Annotated in this window: 22 protein-coding genes and 1 riboswitch; of the genes, 21 read left to right on the forward strand and 1 reads right to left on the reverse strand. The window is 49.3% G+C overall.

The window, feature by feature from the left end; translation table 11 throughout:
* Positions 1-33: 33 nt before the first annotated feature.
* Positions 34-855 carry a DUF2785 domain-containing protein gene (locus tag P402_RS0104535; protein WP_026827617.1) on the forward strand — a complete coding sequence of 274 codons (822 nt, stop codon included), beginning with the start codon at positions 34-36 and terminating at the stop codon, positions 853-855.
* A gap of 153 nt (positions 856-1008) precedes the next feature.
* On the opposite strand, the gene P402_RS0104540 is transcribed toward P402_RS0104535, so the two are convergent.
* Entirely contained in the window at positions 1009-1644 is a 636-nt protein-coding gene (locus tag P402_RS0104540; RefSeq protein WP_026827618.1) for a class I SAM-dependent methyltransferase, read from the reverse strand.
* A 184-nt stretch (positions 1645-1828) separates the two neighbouring features.
* Between P402_RS0104540 and P402_RS0104545 the strand changes: the two genes are divergently transcribed.
* From P402_RS0104545 to sufB, 20 genes are all read left to right on the forward strand, one after another.
* Positions 1829-4246, forward strand: coding sequence for a 3-hydroxyacyl-CoA dehydrogenase/enoyl-CoA hydratase family protein (locus tag P402_RS0104545; RefSeq protein ID WP_034769720.1), 2418 nt, complete (start codon positions 1829-1831; stop codon positions 4244-4246).
* Positions 4247-4263: 17 nt separating this feature from the next.
* Positions 4264-5454 (forward strand): acetyl-CoA C-acetyltransferase, encoded by a 1191-nt coding sequence (locus tag P402_RS0104550; protein ID WP_026827620.1) that lies wholly within the window; start codon positions 4264-4266, stop codon positions 5452-5454.
* Positions 5451-7235, forward strand: coding sequence for an acyl-CoA dehydrogenase family protein (locus tag P402_RS0104555; protein WP_026827621.1), 1785 nt, complete (start codon positions 5451-5453; stop codon positions 7233-7235). The genes P402_RS0104550 and P402_RS0104555 overlap by 4 nt, the downstream gene beginning before the upstream one ends.
* A gap of 76 nt (positions 7236-7311) precedes the next feature.
* The gene (locus tag P402_RS0104560) at positions 7312-7767 is read left to right on the forward strand and encodes a DinB family protein (RefSeq protein ID WP_026827622.1); all 456 of its coding nucleotides are present in this window, start codon (positions 7312-7314) and stop codon (positions 7765-7767) included.
* 36 nt (positions 7768-7803) lie between these two features.
* A complete protein-coding gene (locus tag P402_RS0104565) occupies positions 7804-8157 on the forward strand; it encodes an arsenate reductase family protein (RefSeq protein WP_026827623.1) in 354 nt (117 codons plus the stop codon).
* A 64-nt stretch (positions 8158-8221) separates the two neighbouring features.
* Positions 8222-8605 (forward strand): glycine cleavage system protein GcvH, encoded by a 384-nt coding sequence (gcvH, locus tag P402_RS0104570; RefSeq protein WP_012371215.1) that lies wholly within the window; start codon positions 8222-8224, stop codon positions 8603-8605.
* 100 nt (positions 8606-8705) lie between these two features.
* Entirely contained in the window at positions 8706-8984 is a 279-nt protein-coding gene (locus P402_RS0104575; RefSeq protein WP_026827624.1) for a thioredoxin family protein, read from the forward strand.
* 546 nt (positions 8985-9530) lie between these two features.
* Entirely contained in the window at positions 9531-10169 is a 639-nt protein-coding gene (locus P402_RS0104580; RefSeq protein WP_026827625.1) for a class I SAM-dependent methyltransferase, read from the forward strand.
* A 3-nt stretch (positions 10170-10172) separates the two neighbouring features.
* Positions 10173-10637 carry an S-ribosylhomocysteine lyase gene (locus P402_RS0104585; RefSeq protein ID WP_026827626.1) on the forward strand — a complete coding sequence of 155 codons (465 nt, stop codon included), beginning with the start codon at positions 10173-10175 and terminating at the stop codon, positions 10635-10637.
* The gene (locus tag P402_RS0104590) at positions 10634-11557 is read left to right on the forward strand and encodes a PLP-dependent cysteine synthase family protein (RefSeq protein WP_026827627.1); all 924 of its coding nucleotides are present in this window, start codon (positions 10634-10636) and stop codon (positions 11555-11557) included. Before P402_RS0104585 ends, P402_RS0104590 begins: the two co-directional genes overlap by 4 nt.
* Positions 11550-12716: a bifunctional cystathionine gamma-lyase/homocysteine desulfhydrase gene (locus P402_RS0104595; RefSeq protein ID WP_026827628.1), complete on the forward strand. Its 1167-nt coding sequence runs from the start codon at positions 11550-11552 to the stop codon at positions 12714-12716. The genes P402_RS0104590 and P402_RS0104595 overlap by 8 nt, the downstream gene beginning before the upstream one ends.
* Positions 12717-12775: 59 nt before the next feature.
* Positions 12776-12881: riboswitch (SAM riboswitch) on the forward strand.
* 81 nt (positions 12882-12962) lie between these two features.
* Positions 12963-13985: a methionine ABC transporter ATP-binding protein gene (locus P402_RS0104600; RefSeq protein WP_026827629.1), complete on the forward strand. Its 1023-nt coding sequence runs from the start codon at positions 12963-12965 to the stop codon at positions 13983-13985.
* Positions 13982-14647, forward strand: coding sequence for a methionine ABC transporter permease (locus P402_RS0104605; protein ID WP_026827630.1), 666 nt, complete (start codon positions 13982-13984; stop codon positions 14645-14647). The genes P402_RS0104600 and P402_RS0104605 overlap by 4 nt, the downstream gene beginning before the upstream one ends.
* A 33-nt stretch (positions 14648-14680) precedes the next feature.
* Positions 14681-15514 carry a MetQ/NlpA family ABC transporter substrate-binding protein gene (locus P402_RS0104610; protein ID WP_026827631.1) on the forward strand — a complete coding sequence of 278 codons (834 nt, stop codon included), beginning with the start codon at positions 14681-14683 and terminating at the stop codon, positions 15512-15514.
* 75 nt (positions 15515-15589) lie between these two features.
* Positions 15590-16816 (forward strand): MDR family MFS transporter, encoded by a 1227-nt coding sequence (locus P402_RS0104615; RefSeq protein ID WP_026827632.1) that lies wholly within the window; start codon positions 15590-15592, stop codon positions 16814-16816.
* A 156-nt stretch (positions 16817-16972) separates the two neighbouring features.
* Complete coding sequence (gene sufC / locus P402_RS0104620; RefSeq protein ID WP_012371204.1) at positions 16973-17758, forward strand: Fe-S cluster assembly ATPase SufC; 786 nt, start codon at positions 16973-16975, stop codon at positions 17756-17758.
* A gap of 18 nt (positions 17759-17776) precedes the next feature.
* Entirely contained in the window at positions 17777-19054 is a 1278-nt protein-coding gene (gene sufD, locus P402_RS0104625; protein ID WP_026827633.1) for a Fe-S cluster assembly protein SufD, read from the forward strand.
* 1 nt (position 19055) lies between these two features.
* Positions 19056-20279 (forward strand): cysteine desulfurase, encoded by a 1224-nt coding sequence (locus P402_RS0104630; protein ID WP_026827634.1) that lies wholly within the window; start codon positions 19056-19058, stop codon positions 20277-20279.
* Entirely contained in the window at positions 20269-20703 is a 435-nt protein-coding gene (gene sufU, locus P402_RS0104635) for a Fe-S cluster assembly sulfur transfer protein SufU (RefSeq protein WP_012371201.1), read from the forward strand. The genes P402_RS0104630 and sufU overlap by 11 nt, the downstream gene beginning before the upstream one ends.
* A 32-nt stretch (positions 20704-20735) precedes the next feature.
* Entirely contained in the window at positions 20736-22133 is a 1398-nt protein-coding gene (gene sufB / locus P402_RS0104640) for a Fe-S cluster assembly protein SufB (RefSeq protein WP_026827635.1), read from the forward strand.
* Positions 22134-22214: the final 81 nt, after the last annotated feature.

The following is a 22214-nucleotide window of genomic DNA, read 5'->3' on the forward strand; positions in this document are numbered from 1 at the left end:
TCTTTCTTCACTTACTATTTAGGAGGCATGGTTATGGAGGTAACGGAACAGCAGTTGAAAATGCAGCTGCAACAAGAGGATACTATTATTTCGGAGGAACTGCTTGATCAGATGCTGCACCACATCGGCAGTTTGGATCCGGTCCTTCGCGATGACCTGATTTTTTCAAAACTAGCGGAATGGATCATGTCAGGAGAGTTCACGGTGACGTCTGCTAAACGAATTGTCTCGTTTGTACTCAGTCCGGACGGCTTGTTTTATAAAATGAAGACTTCCGATGATACAGCAGTCTTTACCCGTTCGTTTTCAGCGTTGCTTCTTGCAGTAGTACTAGAAACAGACGCAGCGCATCCACAACTGGAGGAGAAGACATACGAACAGATATCTAATCAATTATTGGAATATCTGAGTAACGAAACCGACTTTAGAGGATTTGTTCCTGACTATGGTTGGGCGCATAGTATTGCCCATATTGCCGATGCCTACGACGCTTGGTTCAAGCATCCCCGGTGTCAGGTCAGGAATGAGCAAGCGGCGATTGCCCGGTTCATCGAGATTTTGATGACACCAGACTATGTTTTTATCGATGAAGAACAGGAACGTGTCATCACAGCTTGGTTAGCGGCAAGAGAACGAGGAATGACAGACGAAATCTTTTTTACGACGATTGAGACATCAGTCCAAGCCTTGCTTGATCTACCGGTGAATTGGAGCGACGAACGATTTACTGTCCTCCGCAATACAAAACAATTACTACGGACACTGTATTTTCGGGTGAAATGGCAAGACAAGACATCCATGCTCCCAGAACAAATCGAACACTTTTTATTTCAAATCCATCAACAATATCAGTAAACAAAAAAACAGACGTGTCCATTCGACTTCTATGGGAAAAGGAAGCTTGCTTCCGTCAGGGACAGGCAAGACCCGGTCATCTAGATGACAGCTAGCTTGCGTCCCGCCCGAGAAAAGCGGGTGGGCATACGTCTGTTGCAAATAGGTATTTTTTTAATCTCTTGTCCGAAACGCAAACAAACAAGAAAACGCATGGGCCTGATCAAGCAACCGGTGTCCGGTCATGACGGCACCTTCTTTTTGAATGACGGCTTCATCAAGCAACGTCCAGCCGAGTTCATCTGCCAGTTGGACGAGTTCCCACGGCATCATCGTATTGCCCATCGGTGCGTCTTCTCCGTGCAGGCGGCGGTACGATAACGCTCGTGGTGCCGCCGTTGGTCCAAGCAGACTGATGACGACGAGCGGCGAAACGCGGCTGATTTCTTTAAGCACCGTGACGGGACGCGTCGACCATTCGAGTGAATTGACGGCAAGGACGACATCAAACGTATCATCCGCAAACGGTAATGCTTCGCCGGTTCCGACGACGAAGTCGAGTGCCGGTGATTTGGAACGGGCGATCCGGATCATCTCTTCCGACAAATCAAGTCCTGTGACCTGAAACGCGTCCGCGAGTAACCGGCAGGCCGCACCGTCGCCGCATCCTAAGTCGAGTAAGTTGCCGGATGTGATGACGGACTTCAGAAACGGAATGATTGTTTTCCGGCTGCCTGTCGTCCACATCATCTCCGATCGTTCCGCCCAATCCGTCGCTTTTTGATCCCATAATTGTTCCGTCGGTTTCATGAGAATTCCCCCTTTGCTTTCAGTCTAACAGGAAAATTTGACCAATAGCTGATTTTTTATTGCTACTGAATGATAATTCATTTATGATGGAGAGGTAGAAGGAAGCAGTGGAAAAACGGACGGCTTCTTTTTTTGTCAGAATAATGAATGGTTGTTCATTCAATTACGAATCAGGGGGTCTATCATGGCGAGTCAAATCGGTCAGCCGACCACAGTACACACGACGAAACATATTCAATTCGCCGTCATTATCGGTTCAGGGGTCATGGGTGCAGGGATTGCCGCACACCTCGCGAACGCGGGAATCCGGACATTGATGCTTGATATCGTACCAAAAGAATTAACCGCGCAGGAGACGAAACAAGGATTGACGCTGGATGATGCGGCAGTTCGTTCACGGATTGCCCGTGACAATCGTCAGAAGTTACTCAAACAAAATCCGGCACCACTGGCTTCGAAGCAATTACTCGATTTAATTGAAGTCGGAAACCTCGAAGACGACTTGGAACGCCTCAAAGAAGCGGACTGGGTGATTGAAGTCATCGTTGAACGGCTTGACGTCAAACAACAGTTGTTTGCGACTATCGAACCGTTCTTACGCGAAGATGCGATCGTCAGTTCCAACACGTCAGGGATTTCAATCGAAGCGATGCGTCAAGGACGTTCAGAGTCGTTTAACGCCCGGTTCCTCGGGACCCACTTCTTTAATCCGCCGCGTTACTTGAAGTTACTGGAACTGATTCCGACAAGTGACACGGATCCGGAAGTCGTCCGGTTCATGAAACAGTTTGCAGAAGAACGTCTCGGTAAAGGGGTCGTCATTGCAAAAGATACACCAAACTTCATCGGCAACCGGATCGGCACATACGGTCTGCTCGTCACACTGGATGAGATGAAGAAGGGCGGTTATTCGATCGGGGAGGTCGATTCCGTCACCGGACCATTACTCGGTCGTCCAAGCTCAGCGACGTTCCGGACGCTTGATGTCGTGGGGATCGACACATTCGTTCACGTTGCGAACAACGTCTACGACCTGTTACCGGACGGAGCGGAAAAAGACACGTTCGCCGTGCCGGCAGAAATGAAACGGTTGGTCGACGAAGGGTCACTCGGAGCGAAGTCGGGACAAGGCTTCTACAAAAAAGTCGGCAAACAGATCATGGAACTTGATCTTGCAACTTTTGAATACGTCGAAAAGAAAGCGCTTACTGAACCATCGATCGGTCAAGCAAAAGCTCTTCCGGGCGCCAAAAATAAACTCAAGGCTGTTGTCTTTTCGAAGGACCGTGTCGGTGCCTTATTGTGGCCGATCCATGCGAAGACGTTACTGTACTCGGCTCAACTGACACACGAAATCGCGGATGACATCAAAGCGATTGACGAAGCAATGAAATGGGGCTTCGGTTGGAAAATGGGACCGTTCGAGACATGGGATGCGCTCGGCGTCGAGAAGACGGTTGCGAAGATGAAGCAGGACGGCTACGACGTACCGGCTTGGGTCGACGAGATGCTTGCGTCAGGCGTCACCAGCTTCTACAACGAAGACGGTCAGTTCTATGATGCGCAGACACAAACGTATGTCGGCAGTGCCGTCAATCCGAAAGAAATCCGCTTACGCGACGTCCGCAAATCAAACGGCGTCTTGCTTGAAAACAACGGTGCCCGTCTGCTTGATCTCGGAGATGATGTCGCAGTCCTTGAATTTACGTCGAAGAGTAACGCGATCGGCGTCGACATCATGCAGATGATCGAACAGTCGATTGATCTCGTTGAAAAAAATCACCGGGGTCTTGTCATCGCCAACGACGGCAAAAACTTCTGTGTCGGGGCGAACCTGGCGATGATGTTGATGGAAGCAGAGGATGAAAACTGGTTCGAGCTCGACTGGATCATCAACAAGTTCCAGCAGTCGATTCAAAAAATCCGTTACGCGTCGCGTCCGATCGTCGTTGCCCCACAAGGGATGACACTCGGCGGCGGAACAGAAATTTCGCTTCCGGCGGCCCGGTTGCAGGCCGGTCTTGAAACGTATATGGGACTCGTCGAAGTCGGTGTCGGTCTGATTCCGGGAGGCGGCGGAAACGTCAACACGTATCGTCGTCTGCTCGAAAATACACCGGACGGACTCGTCAACATCGAAAAAGCCGCGCAGAAGACGTTTGAGAACGTCGCGATGGCGAAGGTTTCGAAATCGGCCTTTGAAGCACGGGAACTCGGGTATGTCCGGACCGTCGATCAAATTTCGATGAACCGGGACCACTTGACGTTTGATGCGAAACAACTGGTCCTTGAACTCGACCGGACAGGCTATACGGCGCCAGCACATGCCAAGATTCCAGTCGTCGGTCGTGCCGGGAAAGCGACGCTTGAACTTGCAACCCGCGAGATGTTCTACGGCGGCTATATCTCGGAACATGATTTAAAAATTGCAAGTAAACTCGCACACGTCATTGCCGGTGGGAACGTCTCGTTCGGCACACAAGTCGATGAGCAGTACATGCTCGATATCGAACGGGAAGCCTTCTTGAGCTTGATCGGTGAGATGAAAACACAACAACGGATGCAGCATATGCTTGTCAAAGGCAAGGCGCTCCGTAACTGATGACTGGGGGGATTCGAATGAAGGAAGCAGTAATCGTCGCTGGTGCACGGACACCAGTCGGCAAAGCTAAAAAAGGATCGTTTAAGTCGATGCGTTCTGATGAACTCGCAGGAATCGCCATCAAGGAAACATTGAAACGCGCGAACTACACCGGAGCAATCGATGACGTCATTCTCGGTTGTGCCTTACCGGAAGCTGAACAAGGGATGAACATCGCCCGGTATGCATCGGTCCTCGGAGGACTGTCGCATGAAGTGCCGGCGATCACGATCAATCGGTATTGCTCGTCCGGTCTCCAATCGATTGCCGATGCGTCGATGAAGATCATGACAGGACAAGCGACAGCTGTCATCGCCGGTGGACTCGAATCGATGAGCCAAATCCCGATGCCAGGACACGTCGTCCGACCGAATCCATCGATCGTCGAGACGGCACCGGAATATTATATGAGCATGGGGCATACGGCAGAACAAGTCGCTGCGACCTATCAAGTCTCACGCGAAGATCAAGATGCCTTTGCCCTGAAAAGCCATCAAAAAGCAGCCGCTGCGATTGCGTCCGGCAAGTTCGTCGACGAAATCGTCCCGGTGACGGTCACGGAACAATACGTCAACGATGAGTTGAAGATTGAAGAAAAGACGTGGGTCGTCGAACATGACGAAGGTGTCCGCGCCGATTCATCATCGGAAGGTCTCGCCAAGCTCCGTCCGGCATTCCGCCTCGGCGGCAGTGTCACAGCGGGCAACTCGTCTCAGACATCAGACGGTGCTGCTGCCGTCTTGATCATGGAACGCGAAGAAGCGGAACGCCAAGGACTGCCGATTCTCGGAAAGTTCAAATCGTTTGCCGTCGGTGGTGTCCGTCCGGAAGTCATGGGAATCGGACCGGTCGTCGCGATTCCAAAGGCACTTGAACTCGCTGGCATCACGCTCGAAGATGTCGGATTGATTGAATTAAACGAAGCCTTTGCATCCCAGTCACTCGGTGTCATCCGGGAACTCGGACTGAACGAAGACATCGTCAACGTCAACGGCGGCGCGATTGCGCTCGGTCATCCGCTCGGTTGTACAGGAACGAAACTGACGTTAACACTTTTGCATGAAATGAAACGACGGAACGTCCAATACGGCGTCGTCTCGATGTGTATTGGCGGCGGCATGGGTGCTGCCGGTGTATTCGAACTAGTTGAAGGAGGAACAGGACAATGAGCCAAACAACAAACGAATTGATTAAAGGTGGAAGTTTTGTACTGGATGAGTTACAAGCGGATCGTCTCTTTACACCGGAAGATTTTTCGGAAGAACACAAAATGATTGGTGACATGACGGCGAAGTTCGTCGAAGACCGTGTCGTACCGGTTCTTGACCGGATTGAAAAACATGAGTTCGAATTGTCGGTCGGTCTCCTGCGCGAAGCAGGCGAGCTCGGCTTGCTCGGTGCTGATGTCCCGGAAGCATACGGCGGCTATCAGATGGATAAAATTTCGTCTTCAATCATCACGGAGAAGTTTGCCCGTGGTCGCTCGTTTGCCCTCAGTTATGGTGCCCACGTCGGGATTGGTTCATTGCCAATCGTCTTCTTCGGGAACGAAGAACAAAAACAAAAATATCTCCCGAAACTGTCTTCCGGTGAATGGATCGCGTCTTACGCGTTGACAGAACCGGGCTCAGGCTCGGATGCCCTCGGTGCGAAGACAACGGCAGTCTTGAATGAAGCCGGAACGCACTATATCTTGAACGGGGAAAAACAATGGATCACGAACGCCGGCTTCGCCAGTCTGTTCGTCGTCTACGCAAAAATCGACGGTGATAAATTTACGGCGTTCCTCGTCGAAGGCGAGTATCCAGGTGTCTCAACCGGACTCGAAGAACAAAAGATGGGGATCAAAGGATCGTCAACACGGACGCTAATCTTACAAGATGCGGAAGTGCCGGTTGAAAACGTCCTTGGTGAAATCGGTCGCGGACACGTCATCGCCTTTAACATCTTGAACGTCGGTCGTTATAAATTAGCGGTCGGTGCGGTCGGTTCATCAAAACGTGCGATTGATCTTGCGGTCCAGTATGCGAACGAACGCAAACAATTCAAAACACCAATCAGCTCGTTCCCATTGATTCAGGAAAAGCTGGCGACGATGTCGGCGCAGACTTATGCGATGGAAAGTTCGGTCTATCGGACAGGCGGATTGTTCCAGGACAGTCTCGATCAGTTGTCGGAAGAAGAGAGCAAAGACGGCAAGAAAATCGCGGATGCGATTGCCGAATACGCGATTGAATGCTCAATGAACAAAGTCTTCGCTTCGGAAACGTTTGATTATGTCATCGACGAAGCGGTCCAGATTCACGGTGGTTACGGCTTCATGGCCGAATACGAAGTCGAGAACATGTACCGTGATTCACGGATCAACCGGATCTTCGAAGGAACAAACGAAATCAACCGTCTGCTCGTACCGGGCACGTTGCTGAAGAAAGCAATGAAAGGCGACTTACCGCTCCTCGCAGAAGCGCAACGTCTGCAACAGGAAGTCATGAGCTTCATGCCGACGGAAGTCGGATCGGAACCTCTTGACCGTGAACGTCATTTGCTTGCGATGATGAAAAAGATCTTCCTGCTGACGGCTGGAACGGCCGTTCAGAAGTATCAGGACAAGCTCCAAGGCGAGCAGGAAATCCTCGCGAACACGGCTGACATCATGAGTGCAATCTATGCGCTGGAGTCGGCGATCGTCCGGACGGAAAAAGCGATTGCTGCAAAAGGCGTCGAGAAGAACGAACTGAAAATCCGTTATACGGAGGTCTTTGCACAACAAGCGTTTGAAGGCGTTGAGCGGGACGCGAAGGAAACATTGTACGCGGCAGCAAGCGGCGACGAGTTACGGATGTTGCTCTCGGCACTGAAGAAGTTCAGCCGGTACCAGCCAATCAACTCGATCGGAACAAAACGTCTGATTGCGAAACGCTTGATCGAAGCCAACAAATATACTGTCTAAGTCAGGTTTACCGATTCGCCTTTGCAGGGAAAATCTCTGTAAAGGCGAATTTTTTACATTGAAGGAGGGAGCAGGCATGCGACAAGACGTAACAGAACTTCAATTTGCCGTCGATTACTATAAATCGTTGGAGCGGCTTTCGGATGAAGAATGGCGGTTGCCGCTCGCAATCGATAAATGGACGATCCAGGAATGTGTCAGTCATCTGTTTTTATGGGATCGGTATTACCTCGATCATGCGGTGTCGAAATTACCGGATGAACCGTTGACGCTGGTTGAAACCGACTACGATGAGTTCAATCGTCTGGCGGTCGAATATGCCCATCACATCGATGCACTCGCCTTGTTGAGAAAAGCGATTGCCGTGCGGCAGGAATTGATCGCGCAGCTCGATCGGTTGACGGACGAGCAATATGAACGGACGTATGAAGGCACATTCCGGCCGAAATCGTTTGTCGCCTCCTTCATTGCACACGATCACCATCATCAAGATCAAATCGATGCAGCGCTTGCCCGCTTGAAACGGGGCTGACCAATCTGCTAGTCTGAAGACAGAGGTGAGGAAAAGATGGTAACTATGTATGGCTATCCAAAATGCAGTACGTGTGTCAAAGCAAAAAAGGCACTTGAGGCAAATGGCGTCGAGGTCGATTATAAACACATCGTCGAGGAGACACCAAGTGCCGAGACGATTCAGGCACTTCATCAAAAGAGTGGCGAGCCATTGAAGAAGTTTTTTAACACGAGTGGTCAATCGTACCGTTCGCAAGGCATCAAGGACCGCCTGCCGAATCTGTCGGAACAGGAGCAATATGAATTGCTCGCGAGTGACGGCATGTTGCTCAAACGACCGATCGTAACAGACGGGAAAGACGTGACGATTGGATTCAAAGAAGAACTCTATCACGGAAAATGGTATTAAGAAGGCTAGTTCATTTGGTATACTGAATGCGTTAGTCCACTATAGATCACAGGGGGAATCGCAAATGAGTCAAGTCAAAGACAATCTACGTTATTCGGAAGAGCATGAATGGGTCGAAGTAACAGGAAACAAGGCACGAATCGGTATTACGGATTTCGCGCAACATGAACTTGGCGATATCGTCTTCGTTGAACTGCCAGAAGTCGGCGATACGATTTCGGCAAACGAGCCGTTTGGTTCAGTCGAATCTGTTAAAACGGTATCCGAATTGTACGCACCGATTTCAGGGAAAGTCGTTGCCATCAATGAATCACTGTCAGATTCCCCGGAACTCGTTAACGAATCACCATTCGAAGGTGCTTGGATGGTCGATATCGAGATCGCAGACGAAGCACAAGTCGAAGCATTGATGGACGCTGCTGCTTACAAATCAATGATCAACGAGTAATACTTAACGAAAAGATGACAAGGAAACGATTTCGTTTCCTCGTCGTCTTTTTTTCTGTATACTGGCACAAGATAAGAAATAGGAAGGGAGGACAGGATTAATGAAGGAAGTCATAGCAGTACCAGAAAACGGTTTTTTGTATGTCTATGCACCGATGTGTGGGACGTGTGCCATCGCAAGCCGGATGCTTACGATTGTCGAAGCGACAAAAGACGGGGAATGGATTCAACAAGCGAATGGAAATTTCATTCCGGAGTTTTTGGAACAAGCCCAGGTCATGAGTGTTCCCGCTTTATTAAAAATCGAGGATAATCGAGTCGTATCAAGGCTTTATGCCTTCCAATCGGTTCAAAATGTCTTTGCGTTTTGTACCGAATAAGAAGAGGAATCAAAAAAAGATTTCTCTTTACGCTAAATTGTCGGAATATTTACAATAATTGATTGACAATGCTAAATTATGAATGGTATATTCATATCAACTTCTAGAAATACTTTATAGGAAGTCTGGCAGAGATGTAAATCGGCTGTTTCTTTTCATGACAGAACCGCTCAACAAAATCCTAGGTTGTTTGTTTGTCTCCCCTTAAGTCGTCCCCCAAAGACGAAGCGGCCCAAAAAGACCATCCAGGATTGGAGCAGGTAATCTGAATGCGAGGACAGTTTGGTTTATATGTCGAAAGGGCGCCGTCCTCTGGTACGACGAACGAAGAAGTTCGTGTCAGGGCTGGGTTTTCCTTCGTAGTGTTTCTAACCACATTATTCGTGTTGCCGGTTCTCCGGCAGCGCCTTTTTTTTGTTTTCGAAAGATTTTCGAGCAGTCGTCTTGCCAATCAGAAATGACCCTGCTACAATGCGATTAAGGTAAATTACTTTAATTCATATCCGATTAGTCGGAATTAAAAAGAGATACGGAGGACGAACAGGCATGACAGTACGTTTTATGGATGTATTTACAGAGTGGGCGTCAACATACGACGACACGGTTACGGGGCACGATCCGGAGTACAAAGAAGTCTTTCGTCGTTATGAAGAAATATTAGATACGGTGGCAACAAAAGCGATCTCACCGGTCGTCGAGTTCGGGGCTGGAACAGGGAACCTGACCCAACGGTTGCTCGATCGGCATCAAGACGTTTTGGCGGTGGAACCGAGCCCGGAAATGCGGGAAATCCTCATCGATAAGATTCCGACGTTACCTGTACAGGACGGACACTTCCTGTCCTTTACGGCAGACCATGCGAAAAGTTTTGTTTCGACCTATGCGTTTCATCATCTGACGGATGAGGAAAAGGGAGAAGCAGTTGATCTGATGGCGAAGATTTTGCCGGAAGACGGAAAAATCGTCTACGCCGACACGATGTTCGTATCGGAAGAAGCGCGTTTGCAGACGATCGCTGAAGCGAAAGCACAAGGATTTAACGGTTTGGCAGAAGACTTGGAACGTGAGTTTTATCCACTGATTCCGGTCATGGAACAAATTTTTGCGTCACGTGGATTTGACGTGACATTCACACAATACAATCACTTCGTCTGGCTCGTAGAAGCCGAGAAAATGGGGGAATAAATCATGACACTTAAAAAAATGAACGTAGAAAGCTTTAACTTGGATCATACGAAAGTCAAAGCACCATATATTCGCGTTGCCGGTTACAAAGACGGAAAAGTTGACCAAGTCGTCAAATACGACATTCGTTTCACACAACCAAACGTCGAGCAAATGCCGATGCGTGCGATGCACACACTGGAACATTTACTGGCAGAAAACATCCGTAACTATTCGGATGATGTCATCGATGTCTCGCCAATGGGTTGCCAAACAGGTTTCTACATGGCGATGATGAACTTTGATTCTGTCGAAAAAATGAGCGAACTCGTTGAGAAGACATTACAAGACGTCTTAGCAGCAGAAGAAATTCCAGCGCAAAACGAAGTCCAATGCGGATTCGCAAGCGCCCACGACCTTAAAGGAGCGAAGCACTATGCCGAGAAAATGCTTGCCGGTCGTGATGAATGGGACATCGTCTTCGGATGATTGCGAAGTCAGTTCGCGACCTCGTCGGAAATACGCCGCTTTACGAGATTACTTCATTCGATTTGCCTGCTGGTACGCGGATTTTGGCGAAGCTCGAATGGATGAACCCTGGGGGCAGCGTCAAAGACCGCCTTGGCATTCAACTCGTTGATGCCGCAATCGAACAAGGATATGTGACACCAGGTGGAACGATCATCGAACCGACAGCCGGGAATACCGGCATCGGTTTGGCGCTCGCCGCCAAAAAATATGATCTAGAGGTCATCTGTGTCGTTCCGGAAAAGTTCAGCCAGGAGAAACAGACGTTGATGCGGGCACTCGGCGCGACTGTCGTCAACACACCGACTGAGCTCGATATGCAGGGTGCGATCGATAAAGCAAAAGAACTCGGACAAACGATTCCTAACAGTTATGTTCCGCTTCAATTCGAAAACGAAGAAAATCCGGTTACGTATCAGCGGACACTTGGTCCTGAGCTGATGGCGGAACTGGATCAGATTGATTGGTTCGTTGCCGGATGCGGATCAGGTGGAACGTTTGCCGGAACAGCGGCTTATTTAAAAGAACGTCTCGGGACGAAAGGTGCAATCGTCGAACCGGAAGGCTCCGTCCTCAATGGGGGACCAGCCGGACCGCACAAGACGGAAGGCATCGGGACGGCCAAATGGCCAAGTCTCGTCTCTCGCGACTTAGTAGATGAAATTCATACGGTTTCGGATCATGATGCATTCACGAAAGTCCATGAATTGGCGGCTCGTGAAGGGTTGCTCGTCGGCAGTTCAGCCGGTGCGGCACTCGTAGCAGCGCTTGATCTGGCAAACCGTTTTCCCGGCAGTACCATCGTCACCGTCTTCGCGGACAGTGCCGAGCGGTATTTGAGCCAACAAATCTTTGAAAAGGTGGACGAGACACATGCGTAAAAAGACAGCATTGATTCATGGAGGAACAGGCGTCGATCGAGCAACAGGTGCCGTTACACCTCCGATCTATCAAACAAGTACGTACAAACAAGAGAAAATCGGTCAATTAAAAGAAGGCTACGAATACTCGCGGACAGCCAACCCGACACGGACGAGCATTGAACGATTGATCGCCGACCTCGAGGGTGGCGCACGTGGTTTTGCCTTCGGATCAGGAATGGCTGCGATTCACGCGGTTTTCAACCTGCTTGAGTCAGGTGACCATATCGTCATGACCGATGACGTCTACGGCGGAACGTTCCGTTTGATGCAACGTGTCTTACCGAAATTCAACATCCAAGTGACATTCGTCGATACGACGGATCTCGCCGCGACGGAAGCCGCGGTTCAAGACAACACGAAGATGTTGTATGTCGAAACACCAACGAACCCGTTATTGAAAGTCACGGATATCGCGGCTGTCGCTGAAATCGCGAAGCGCAATAACCTGAAACTCGTCGTCGATAACACATTCGCGACACCATACTTGCAACAACCACTCGCACTCGGTGCAGATATCGTTCTGCACAGCGCGACAAAATACATCGGCGGTCACTCGGACGTCGTCGCTGGACTCGTCGTCGTCAACAGCGACGAGCTCGGAGAAGATCTTCACTTCATCCAAAACTCGACCGGCGGTATTCTTGGACCGCAGGACAGCTTCCTGCTCGTCCGTGGATTACGGACGCTTGGTATCCGGATGGATGCAATCGAAGAAACATCACATGATCTCGTTCAGTTCTTACAGGAACAAGACGTCGTCTCAAACATCTTCTACCCAGGACTTCCAACACATCCGGGACATGCGACACAACAAAAACAGGCGACTGGTTTTGGCGGCATGATCAGCTTTGATGTCGGATCAGCGGAAAACGCGGAGAAACTCGTCGAAGCGACACATTTCTTCACGTTGGCTGAGAGTCTTGGAGCTGTTGAAAGCTTGATTTCTGTTCCGGCACGCATGACACATGCCTCGATTCCGGCAGAACGTCGCGCTGAGCTCGGCATTACGGATGGTCTTGTCCGGATTTCGGTTGGACTTGAGGATGCAGAAGACTTGAAAGAAGATTTAGCACGTGCTTTCAGCCTGCTTCAGCCGGTTTCAGAAAAAACTGTTTGACAAGCAAAATAAGCCCTGCTAATATTCAGATTATATTAAAAATAACTAAATACCGATAACTCTTATCGAGAGTGGTGGAGGGACTGGCCCGATGAAACCCGGCAACCGCGGAATTTATTCCGAAGTGGTGCTAATTCCAGCAGACGAATGTCTGCAAGATGAGAGCAAATGGTTTTGTGTACTGAAAAAGTGCGCGCGTTTGCTCTAAAACGTGCGCACTTTTTTTTACGTTTAGGAGGGACAGTATTGATTCGCTTACAGGATGTAGGAAAGATTTATCGCTCGAAGCGCGGATCGGTTGAAGCCGTCGTCAATGTCGACTTAACAATCGAGCGCGGTGAAATTTTTGGAATAATCGGTTATTCGGGAGCAGGGAAATCGACGCTGATTCGATTGCTGAATATGTTGGAAGCTCCGACGAGTGGCTCGATCCAAATCGACGGAGTCGAAATGACGACGTTACGTCCAAAAGAATTACGCGGTGTTCGGAAAAACGTCTCGATGGTGTTCCAGCACTTTAACCTGCTTTGGTCGCGGACGGTTGAAGAAAACATCATGTTCCCTTTGGAACTTGGTGGTTATCCGAAAGCACGCCGTAAAGAACGGGTCGCTGAACTGATTCAACTCGTTGGACTCGACGGACGCGAAGGTGCTTACCCGTCCCAACTGTCAGGTGGACAAAAGCAACGGGTCGGGATTGCCCGGGCCCTGGCATCAAACCCGGATGTCTTACTATGTGACGAAGCGACAAGCGCGCTGGATCCGAAAACGACGGACTCAATTTTAGAGTTGCTTGTCGACATCAACAAAAAATTGAAACTGACGATCGTCTTGATCACACACGAGATGCATGTCATTCAAAAAATCTGTCACCGGGTTGCTGTCATGGAAGCCGGGAAAATCGTTGAACAGGGACCGGTTGCCGAAGTATTCCGTCACCCGAAACAGGCGATGACAAAAGAGTTCGTCAAACAATTGACATCACCATCCGAAAACGAATTGACGTTTGCGAAATTACGCGAACGCTACCCGACCGGAAAAATCGTCCAGCTGACGTTCGTCGGTTCGACGGCGGAAAGTCCGATCCTTGCCGAAGTCATGAAAGATTCGAACTTATTATTCAATATCATCGGCGGAAACGTCGGACAGACGCAGGACGGAGCACTCGGAACGCTGTTCATTCAGTTGCTCGGATCGGAACAGGAAGCACAAGTGGTCATCGCCAAACTTCAAGCGAGTGACGTTGAAGTGGAGGTGGATCACCGATGAGTACATTTTTTGCAGATGTGGATTGGGATATGGTTTGGGAAGCAACCCGCAGTACCGTCTATATGACGGCTGTTGCAGGACTCGCGACGTTTATCCTTGGACTTGCGATCGGTCTGTTGTTATATGCGACAAACGAAGATCTGTTGTTTAAGAACCGGGCACTGTATTCCGTGCTCAGCTTTTTAGTCAATATCTTCCGGTCGATCCCGTTTATTATCCTATTGATCCTGTTGATTCCGATTACGAAAATCATCGTCGGATCATTTTTAGGCCCGACCGCTGCTTTACCGGCGTTGATTCTTGGGGCAGCACCGTTTTACGGACGGATGGTCGAACTGGCGCTTCGTGAAGTCGATAAGGGTGTCATTGAAGCAGCTGAATCGATGGGTGCAACGAAGTTCCAAATCATCTATAAAGTCTTGATTCCGGAAGCTCTTCCGGCAATCGTCTCCGGGATCACCGTCACACTCGTCGCACTCGTCGGTTACACGGCAATGGCCGGGTTAGCCGGTGGTGGTGGACTGGGCGATATGGCCTTCATTGAAGGATTCCAGCGCTCACAAAATAACATCACCGTCATCGCGACGTTGTTGATTCTCGTCATCGTCTTCATCATTCAAATTATTGGTGACCTGCTCGTCAAAGCCATCGATAAACGGTAAGACCTATTTTATTTAACTTGGGAGGAATCATTCATGAAACTTTGGAAAAAATTCGTCGGCACAGCAGCCGTATCGGTCTTAGCAATCAGCCTCGCGGCATGCGGAGAAGAATCTTCATCAGGCAGCGAGGATTCTAAAACACTCGTCATTGGAGCGTCAAACGTTCCCCACGCTGAAATTCTCGAGCACGTTCAAAAAGAATACGAAGCAAAAGGCTATAAACTCGAAATCAAGAAGTTCCAGGATTACGTGTTACCGAACAAAGCATTGGCTGAAAAAGAAATCGATGCGAACTACTTCCAACACGTGCCGTACCTTGAGCAACAGGAAAAAGAAAATAAAGACTACAAATTTGCAAGTGCCGGTGGCGTTCACGTCGAACCACTCGGTGTCTACTCTAAGAAATATAAGTCGTTGGATGAATTACCAAAAGGCGCAACGATCTTAACGAGCTCAAACGTCGCAGAACGCGGACGTGTCTTGACGTTCCTCCAAAATGAAGGACTCATCAAGTTGAAAGACGGTAAAACAACGGATGCACAGCTCAAAGACATCGCAGAAAACCCGAAAAACATCAAGTTCAAGACGAATATCGAAGCGTCACTCTTACCACAAGCCTACAAAAACAACGAAGGCGACGCTGTTCTCATCAACACGAACTATGCGATCGATAACGGTCTGAACCCGTTGAAAGATACGATTGCGTTAGAGGACGAGTCTTCGCCGTACGTCAACATCATCGTCACACGTGATGGCGACGAGAAAGACAAGCGCGTCACGACTCTCTTAGACATTCTTCATGAGAAAAAAAACCAGGACTGGATCACAAAAGAATACAAAGGGGCAGTTGTCCCGGTCAGTAAATAAGTTGCTTCATTCAATGCATTCTTCCTATATAATGGAAGGATGCATTGTTTTTTTTGTGCGAAAGGGGGGATCTGCATGCAACGTTTGAAACAGCTTCATCCATTGACGATCGGGGTTTTGCTCGGCACGTTTTTCGCCCGGCTCGGGACATTCATCACGATGCCGTTTTTTGCGATTTACTTATCGGTCGTCTTAAAGTTCAGTCCGGTTGATGTCGGCTGGATTCTCAGTATCTCGGCCATCGCGAGTCTTGTCATGAGCTTCATCGGCGGAACGTTATCCGACCGGTATGGGCGGCGGACGATGATGCTGAGCGGGACACTCGGTTTCGTGTTTGTCTTCATCGCCTTGGCGCAAGTCGAGACATTTTGGGCATTTTTCATCTTAAGTGCTTTGAATGGCGTTTTTCGTTCCATCTTCGAACCGTCGGCGAGGGCGTTGATCAGTGATACGACGGAGGAAGAAAACCGGTTGTTCGTCTTTAACATCCGTTATACGTGCATCAATATTGCAGCGGCGATTGGACCGGGGATTGCCTTGTTGCTCAGTGCGGGCAATACGTCGATTACCTTCTATATTACGGCGTTCGTTTACTTCGGCTACGGCGTCGCCATCTTCATCCTGTTTAAGCGGCATCCGATCACGGAAAGTCACGGCGGGAAAAAGGTGTCGTTCGGGGCAACGGTCCGTCTGCTGAAGACCGACGTCGCTTTTACGTTCGCGCTCGCCGGGATCATCTTCGGAGTCTTCGGATACAGTCAGTTCAACTCGACATTGCCGCAGTTTTTAACGACGACGACGCTATTGTCGGGCGGGACGAGTTTGTTTGCCTTGTTGATTACGATTAACGCAATCACGGTACTCGTCGTCCAGTACCCGATCATGAAGTTTGGTGTCAAGACGTCGCCGCTCGTATCGATCACGGTCGGCATTGCGACCGTCGCCGTCGGTTTATTCGTTATGGGAACGGCCGGTACGGTCTGGCTGATGATCGGCGCGATGTTCATCTTCACGTGCGGGGAAGTGATGATGTTCACGATGACGGATATCTTGACCGACAGCTTTGCGACACCGGAATTACGGGGTAGTTATTTCGGGGCGATGGGCTTGACGTCAATCGGTCAATCGGTCGGACCGGTCGTCGGCGGTCAATTGTTACTTTATTTTGGTGCAGATCGACCACTGCCGATTTTTGGTGTCCTAGCCCTCTTGACATTGCTCGGTATCCCACTGCTCTTACTGTCACAGCGGGTTCACAGTCAGTCGAAACCGGAAGAAGAGAAGGAAGTCGTCTCACTTTAAAGTCATTCTCAGTAAAGACGCTTGTTTTGAGAAAAAACCATGAGCGATGACGCTTGAATAATGTGGTATGATTCATTAAGATTAGAATGATACTAAATTAGTAACTCTCGTGAACTGAATCGTCAGACACGAAATGAATAGATGGAGGGATTCTACATGAAGGCTTCACACTTGAAGATTGAAGATCTACACGTCGCAATCGACGGCAAAGAAATCTTGAAAGGCGTCAACTTAGAAATCAAAGGCGGCGAAATCCACGCGGTCATGGGACCAAACGGGACTGGTAAATCGACACTTGCATCAGCATTGATGGGTCACCCGACTTACGAAGTAACGTCTGGTTCAGTCACACTCGACGGCGAAGACGTCCTCGAGATGGAAGTCAACGAACGCGCACAAGCAGGTATGTTCCTCGCGATGCAATACCCAAGCGAAATCAGTGGTGTCACGAACTCAGACTTCTTGCGTTCAGCAATCAACTCACGCCGCGAAGAAGGCGATGAGATCTCACTCATGAAATTCATCCGTCAACTCGACGCACAAATGGGTCTTCTTGAAATGCCGGGCGAAATGGCACACCGTTACCTCAACGAAGGTTTCTCAGGCGGAGAGAAGAAACGGAATGAAATCCTCCAAATGACGATGTTGAAACCAGCCATCGCCATCCTTGACGAAATCGATTCAGGTCTTGATATCGATGCGCTTAAAGTCGTCGCAAAAGGTGTCAACGAAATGCGTTCACCTGAATTCGGCTGCTTGATCATCACGCACTATCAACGCCTCTTGAACTATATCGAGCCAGACTTCATCCACATCATGATGGGCGGAAAAATCGTCATGTCAGGTGGAAAAGAACTTGCACACCGTTTAGAAGCAGAAGGTTATGACTGGGTTAAAAAAGAACTCGGCATCGAAGAAGTCGAAATCGAAACAAAAGCGTAAGACGAGGGAGGAAGCATGATGACTGTAGAACTGAATCTTGCAGTAAATCGCGAGGCAGTGGCAGAACGTGCGACTCGCTTAGGGGAACCCGCTTGGATGATCTCTAAGCGTCAAGACGCACTGGATCTTGCCCCAACGCTCGCATTGCCAAAAGTAGAAAAAATCAAAATCGGTGGCTGGAACTTCACAGAGGGAACAGCAGATCTTGAGACAGTAACAGGTCTGACACCGGATATCGAAACATTGATCGGTGAAAACCGTGACCATATGCTGATCACGCGCAACGGACAACTCGTTCACGCGCAAAACAGCGAAGCGGCGAACGGTGTCATCTTCACGACACTCGAAGACGCAATGAAACATCACCCAGAACTGATCGAGAAATACTTCATGACAGAAGGCGTCAACGTCAATGAAGACCGTCTCGCAGCACTCAACGCGGCACTCATGAACGGCGGTACATTCCTTTATGTACCAAAAGGCTTGAAGTTGACGGTTCCGATGCAAGCAATCTATACGCTGGAGCAAGCGGGTGGTGCACTTTACCACCATGCGATCATCATTGCTGACGCGGACAGCGAACTGACGTATATCGAAAGTTTCGTGTCGTATGGCGAAGAAGCGCATAACGTCAACGTCGTCACGGAAGTGTTCGTTGAAGACAACGCCAAAGTCCTCTTTGGTGGTGTCGATACACTGGCAAAAGGTGCTGTCACATATATGAACCGTCGCGGTGTCGTCAAACAAGGCGCGAAACTCGAATGGGCACTCGGTCACATGAATGACGGAAACACGATCACAGAAACGAAAACACACCTCGTCGGTAACGATTCGTTCTCTGACACGAAAGCCGTAACGGTTGGTCGTGGCGATCAAAAACAAAACTTCAACGTCCGGACAGACCATTTTGGTAAAGGTTCGGAAGGTTTCATCTTGATTCACGGTGTTCAAAAAGATTCGGCAACATCGATCTTCAACGGAACATCGATGATTCACCATGGCGCTTCAAAATCAAACGGTGTCCAAACGGAACGTGTACTCATGTTGTCTGAAAAGGCACGTGGTGACGCGAACCCGATCCTCTTGATTGATGAAGATGATGTCATGGCAGGACACGCGGCATCTGTCGGCCGTGTCGACGAACTTCAACTCTACTACTTGATGAGCCGTGGTTTATCACGTAAAGAAGCAGAACGTCTTGTCGTTCATGGTTTCTTACAACCGGTCGTTTCAGAACTCGCGATTGACTCTGTCAAAGAACGTCTCGTTCAAGTGATCGAAGGGAAAGTAAACTAATATGGGAATCGATGCATCCATCCGCAATCAGTTTCCGATTCTTGACCAACAGGTTAATGACCGGAAACTCGTCTATTTAGATAGTGCGGCTTCGTCACAAAAGCCGCTCGTCGTCATTGAGGCGATTGACAACTACTACAAGACGGTTCATTCGAATGTGCACCGTGGCGTCCATACGCTCGGAACACGAGCGACGGATGCGTACGAAGGTGCGCGTGAGAACGTACGTCGTTTCATCAAGGCGCAACACCATGAAGAGATTATCTTTACCCGCGGGACGACAACGGCGATCAATATCGTCGCGTCGAGTTACGGAATGGAGCATGTCGAAGAAGGGGACGAGATTGTCGTCACATACCTGGAGCACCATGCGAATTTGATTCCGTGGCAACAAGTCGCGAAAAAGAAAAAAGCGAAACTGAAATATGTCGATTTGACAGCGGACGGTCGTGTGACGATTGAAGCGGTCAAAGCACAAATTTCCGATCAGACGAAAGTCGTCGCGATGGCGCATGTCTCGAACGTCCTCGGGACGATCAATCCGATCAAAGAAGTGACACAACTTGCGCACGCTGTCGGTGCCGTCATGGTCGTCGACGCAGCGCAAAGTGCACCGCACCAACAAATCGATGTCACGGATCTCGATTGTGATTTCCTGGCGTTTTCGGCACATAAAATGTGCGGACCAACCGGTATCGGCGTCCTGTACGGCAAAAAAGCATTACTCAATGCGATGGAGCCGGTCGAATTCGGAGGCGAGATGATTGACTACGTCGGGCTTGAAGAGTCGACGTTCAAACCATCACCGTACCGGTTCGAAGCGGGAACACCGATCATCGCAGGAGCTGTCGGCTTGTCGGCAGCAATCGATTTCTTGGAACAAATCGGACTCAGTAACATCGAAGCCCACGAACGTGAGCTTGCCCAGTACGCGATGGCACAAATGCGTGACATCGAAGGACTGACGATTTACGGTCCGGAAGAACGGGTGGGTCTCGTCACCTTTAATCTCGGTGATGTCCACGCACATGATGTCGCGACGGTACTCGATATGCAAGGCATCGCCGTCCGTGCCGGTCACCATTGTGCGCAACCGCTGATGCGCTGGCTTGGAGCCAGTTCAACGGCACGAGCAAGCTTCTACCTGTATAATACAAAGGAAGAAGTAGATGCATTAGTAACAGGACTTCGCCAAACGAAGGAGTATTTCAGTCATGGATTTTAACAATCTCGATCACTTGTACCGTCAAGTGATCATGGACCACTATAAAACGCCCCGCAATCGTGGTGCGATTGACGGTGGTGTGACAATCGATATGAACAATCCGACATGTGGCGACACAATCCGTCTGCAACTCGCAATCGAAGACGATATCGTCAAAGATGCGAAGTTCGACGGCGAAGGATGTTCCATCAGTATGGCGTCTGCGTCGATGATGACACAGGCCGTCAAAGGAAAAACAGTCGAAGAAGCATTACAACTCGCCAACGTCTTTTCCGAGATGGTTCAAGGAAAAGATTATGACGATGAGAAATTTGATCTGGGAGACGCGGAAGCACTGTCTGGTGTGACGAAATTCCCGGCACGAATCAAGTGTGCGACACTTGCCTGGAAGGCGCTCGAACGCGGCGTCGAAGAAGGGAAGTAACTTCGGTCAGTAAGTAAGAGGAGGAAACGAACATGGCTAAGAACATGCCTGAAATTGGCGATTATAAATATGGTTTCCACGATCGCGATATCTCGATCTTCCGTTCTGGACGCGGCTTGACGACAGAAGTCGTCGAGACGATCTCGAAAATGAAGGAAGAACCGCAATGGATGCTTGATTTCCGTCTGAAATCACTCAAGATTTTCAACGAACAATCAATGCCAGCATGGGGCGGCGACCTATCAGATCTTCGTTTTGATGACATCACGTACTATGTTAAACCATCAGAACGTGCTGAAAAATCATGGGATGAAGTACCGGAAGAAATCAAACGTACGTTTGACAAACTCGGAATCCCGGAAGCTGAGCAAAAATACCTCGCAGGTGTTTCAGCACAGTATGAATCAGAAGTGGTTTACCACAACATGAAGAGTGAGCTTGAAGATCAAGGAATCGTCTTCAAAGATACGGATACAGCACTGAAAGAAAACGAAGATTTATTCCGTGAGTACTTCGGTAAATTGATTCCGCCGACGGATAACAAGTTCGCTGCTCTTAACACAGCGGTCTGGTCGGGTGGATCATTCATCTACGTACCAAAAGGCATCAAGATGGATACGCCGCTTCAAGCCTACTTCCGGATCAACTCGGAAAACATGGGTCAATTCGAGCGGACGTTGATCATCGTGGACGAAGAAGCATCGGTGCATTACGTCGAAGGATGTACGGCACCGGTCTACACGACGAACTCGCTTCACTCAGCAGTCGTTGAGATCTTCATCAACAAAAACGCGTACTGCCGTTACACGACAATCCAAAACTGGGCGAACAACGTCTACAACCTCGTTACGAAACGTGCGATCTGTGAAGCCGGCGCGACGATGGAATGGGTCGATGGTAACATCGGTTCGAAATTGACGATGAAATATCCAGCCGTCATCTTAAAAGGTGAAGGTTCACGTGGTATGACATTATCAATCGCGATCGCGGGTAAAGGTCAACACCAAGATGCGGGCGCGAAGATGATTCACCTTGCACCAAACACGTCGTCGACAATCGTCTCGAAGTCGATTTCAAAACACGGTGGGAAAGTAACGTACCGTGGAATTGTCCACTTTGGTCGTAAAGCGACCGGCGCACGTTCGAACATCGAATGTGACACGTTGATCATGGACAACCAGTCGACATCAGATACGATTCCGTACAACGAAATTCTCAACGATAACATTTCGCTTGAACACGAAGCGAAGGTGTCGAAGGTCTCAGAAGAGCAATTGTTCTACTTGATGAGCCGCGGGATTTCACAAGAAGAAGCAACGGAAATGATCGTCATGGGCTTCATCGAGCCGTTCACAAAAGAATTGCCGATGGAATATGCGGTCGAAATGAACCGTCTCATCAAGTTCGAGATGGAAGGTTCAATCGGATAATTTTTCAACTCTCTCATCAACAGATGAGGGAGTTTTTTTCGTGAACAGCTAAAAACGGGTAAAGGATTGAAAAAGGAGGGA

Source organism: Exiguobacterium sibiricum 7-3, from assembly GCF_000620865.1.
GTDB classification, from domain to species: domain Bacteria; phylum Bacillota; class Bacilli; order Exiguobacteriales; family Exiguobacteriaceae; genus Exiguobacterium_A; species Exiguobacterium_A sibiricum_A.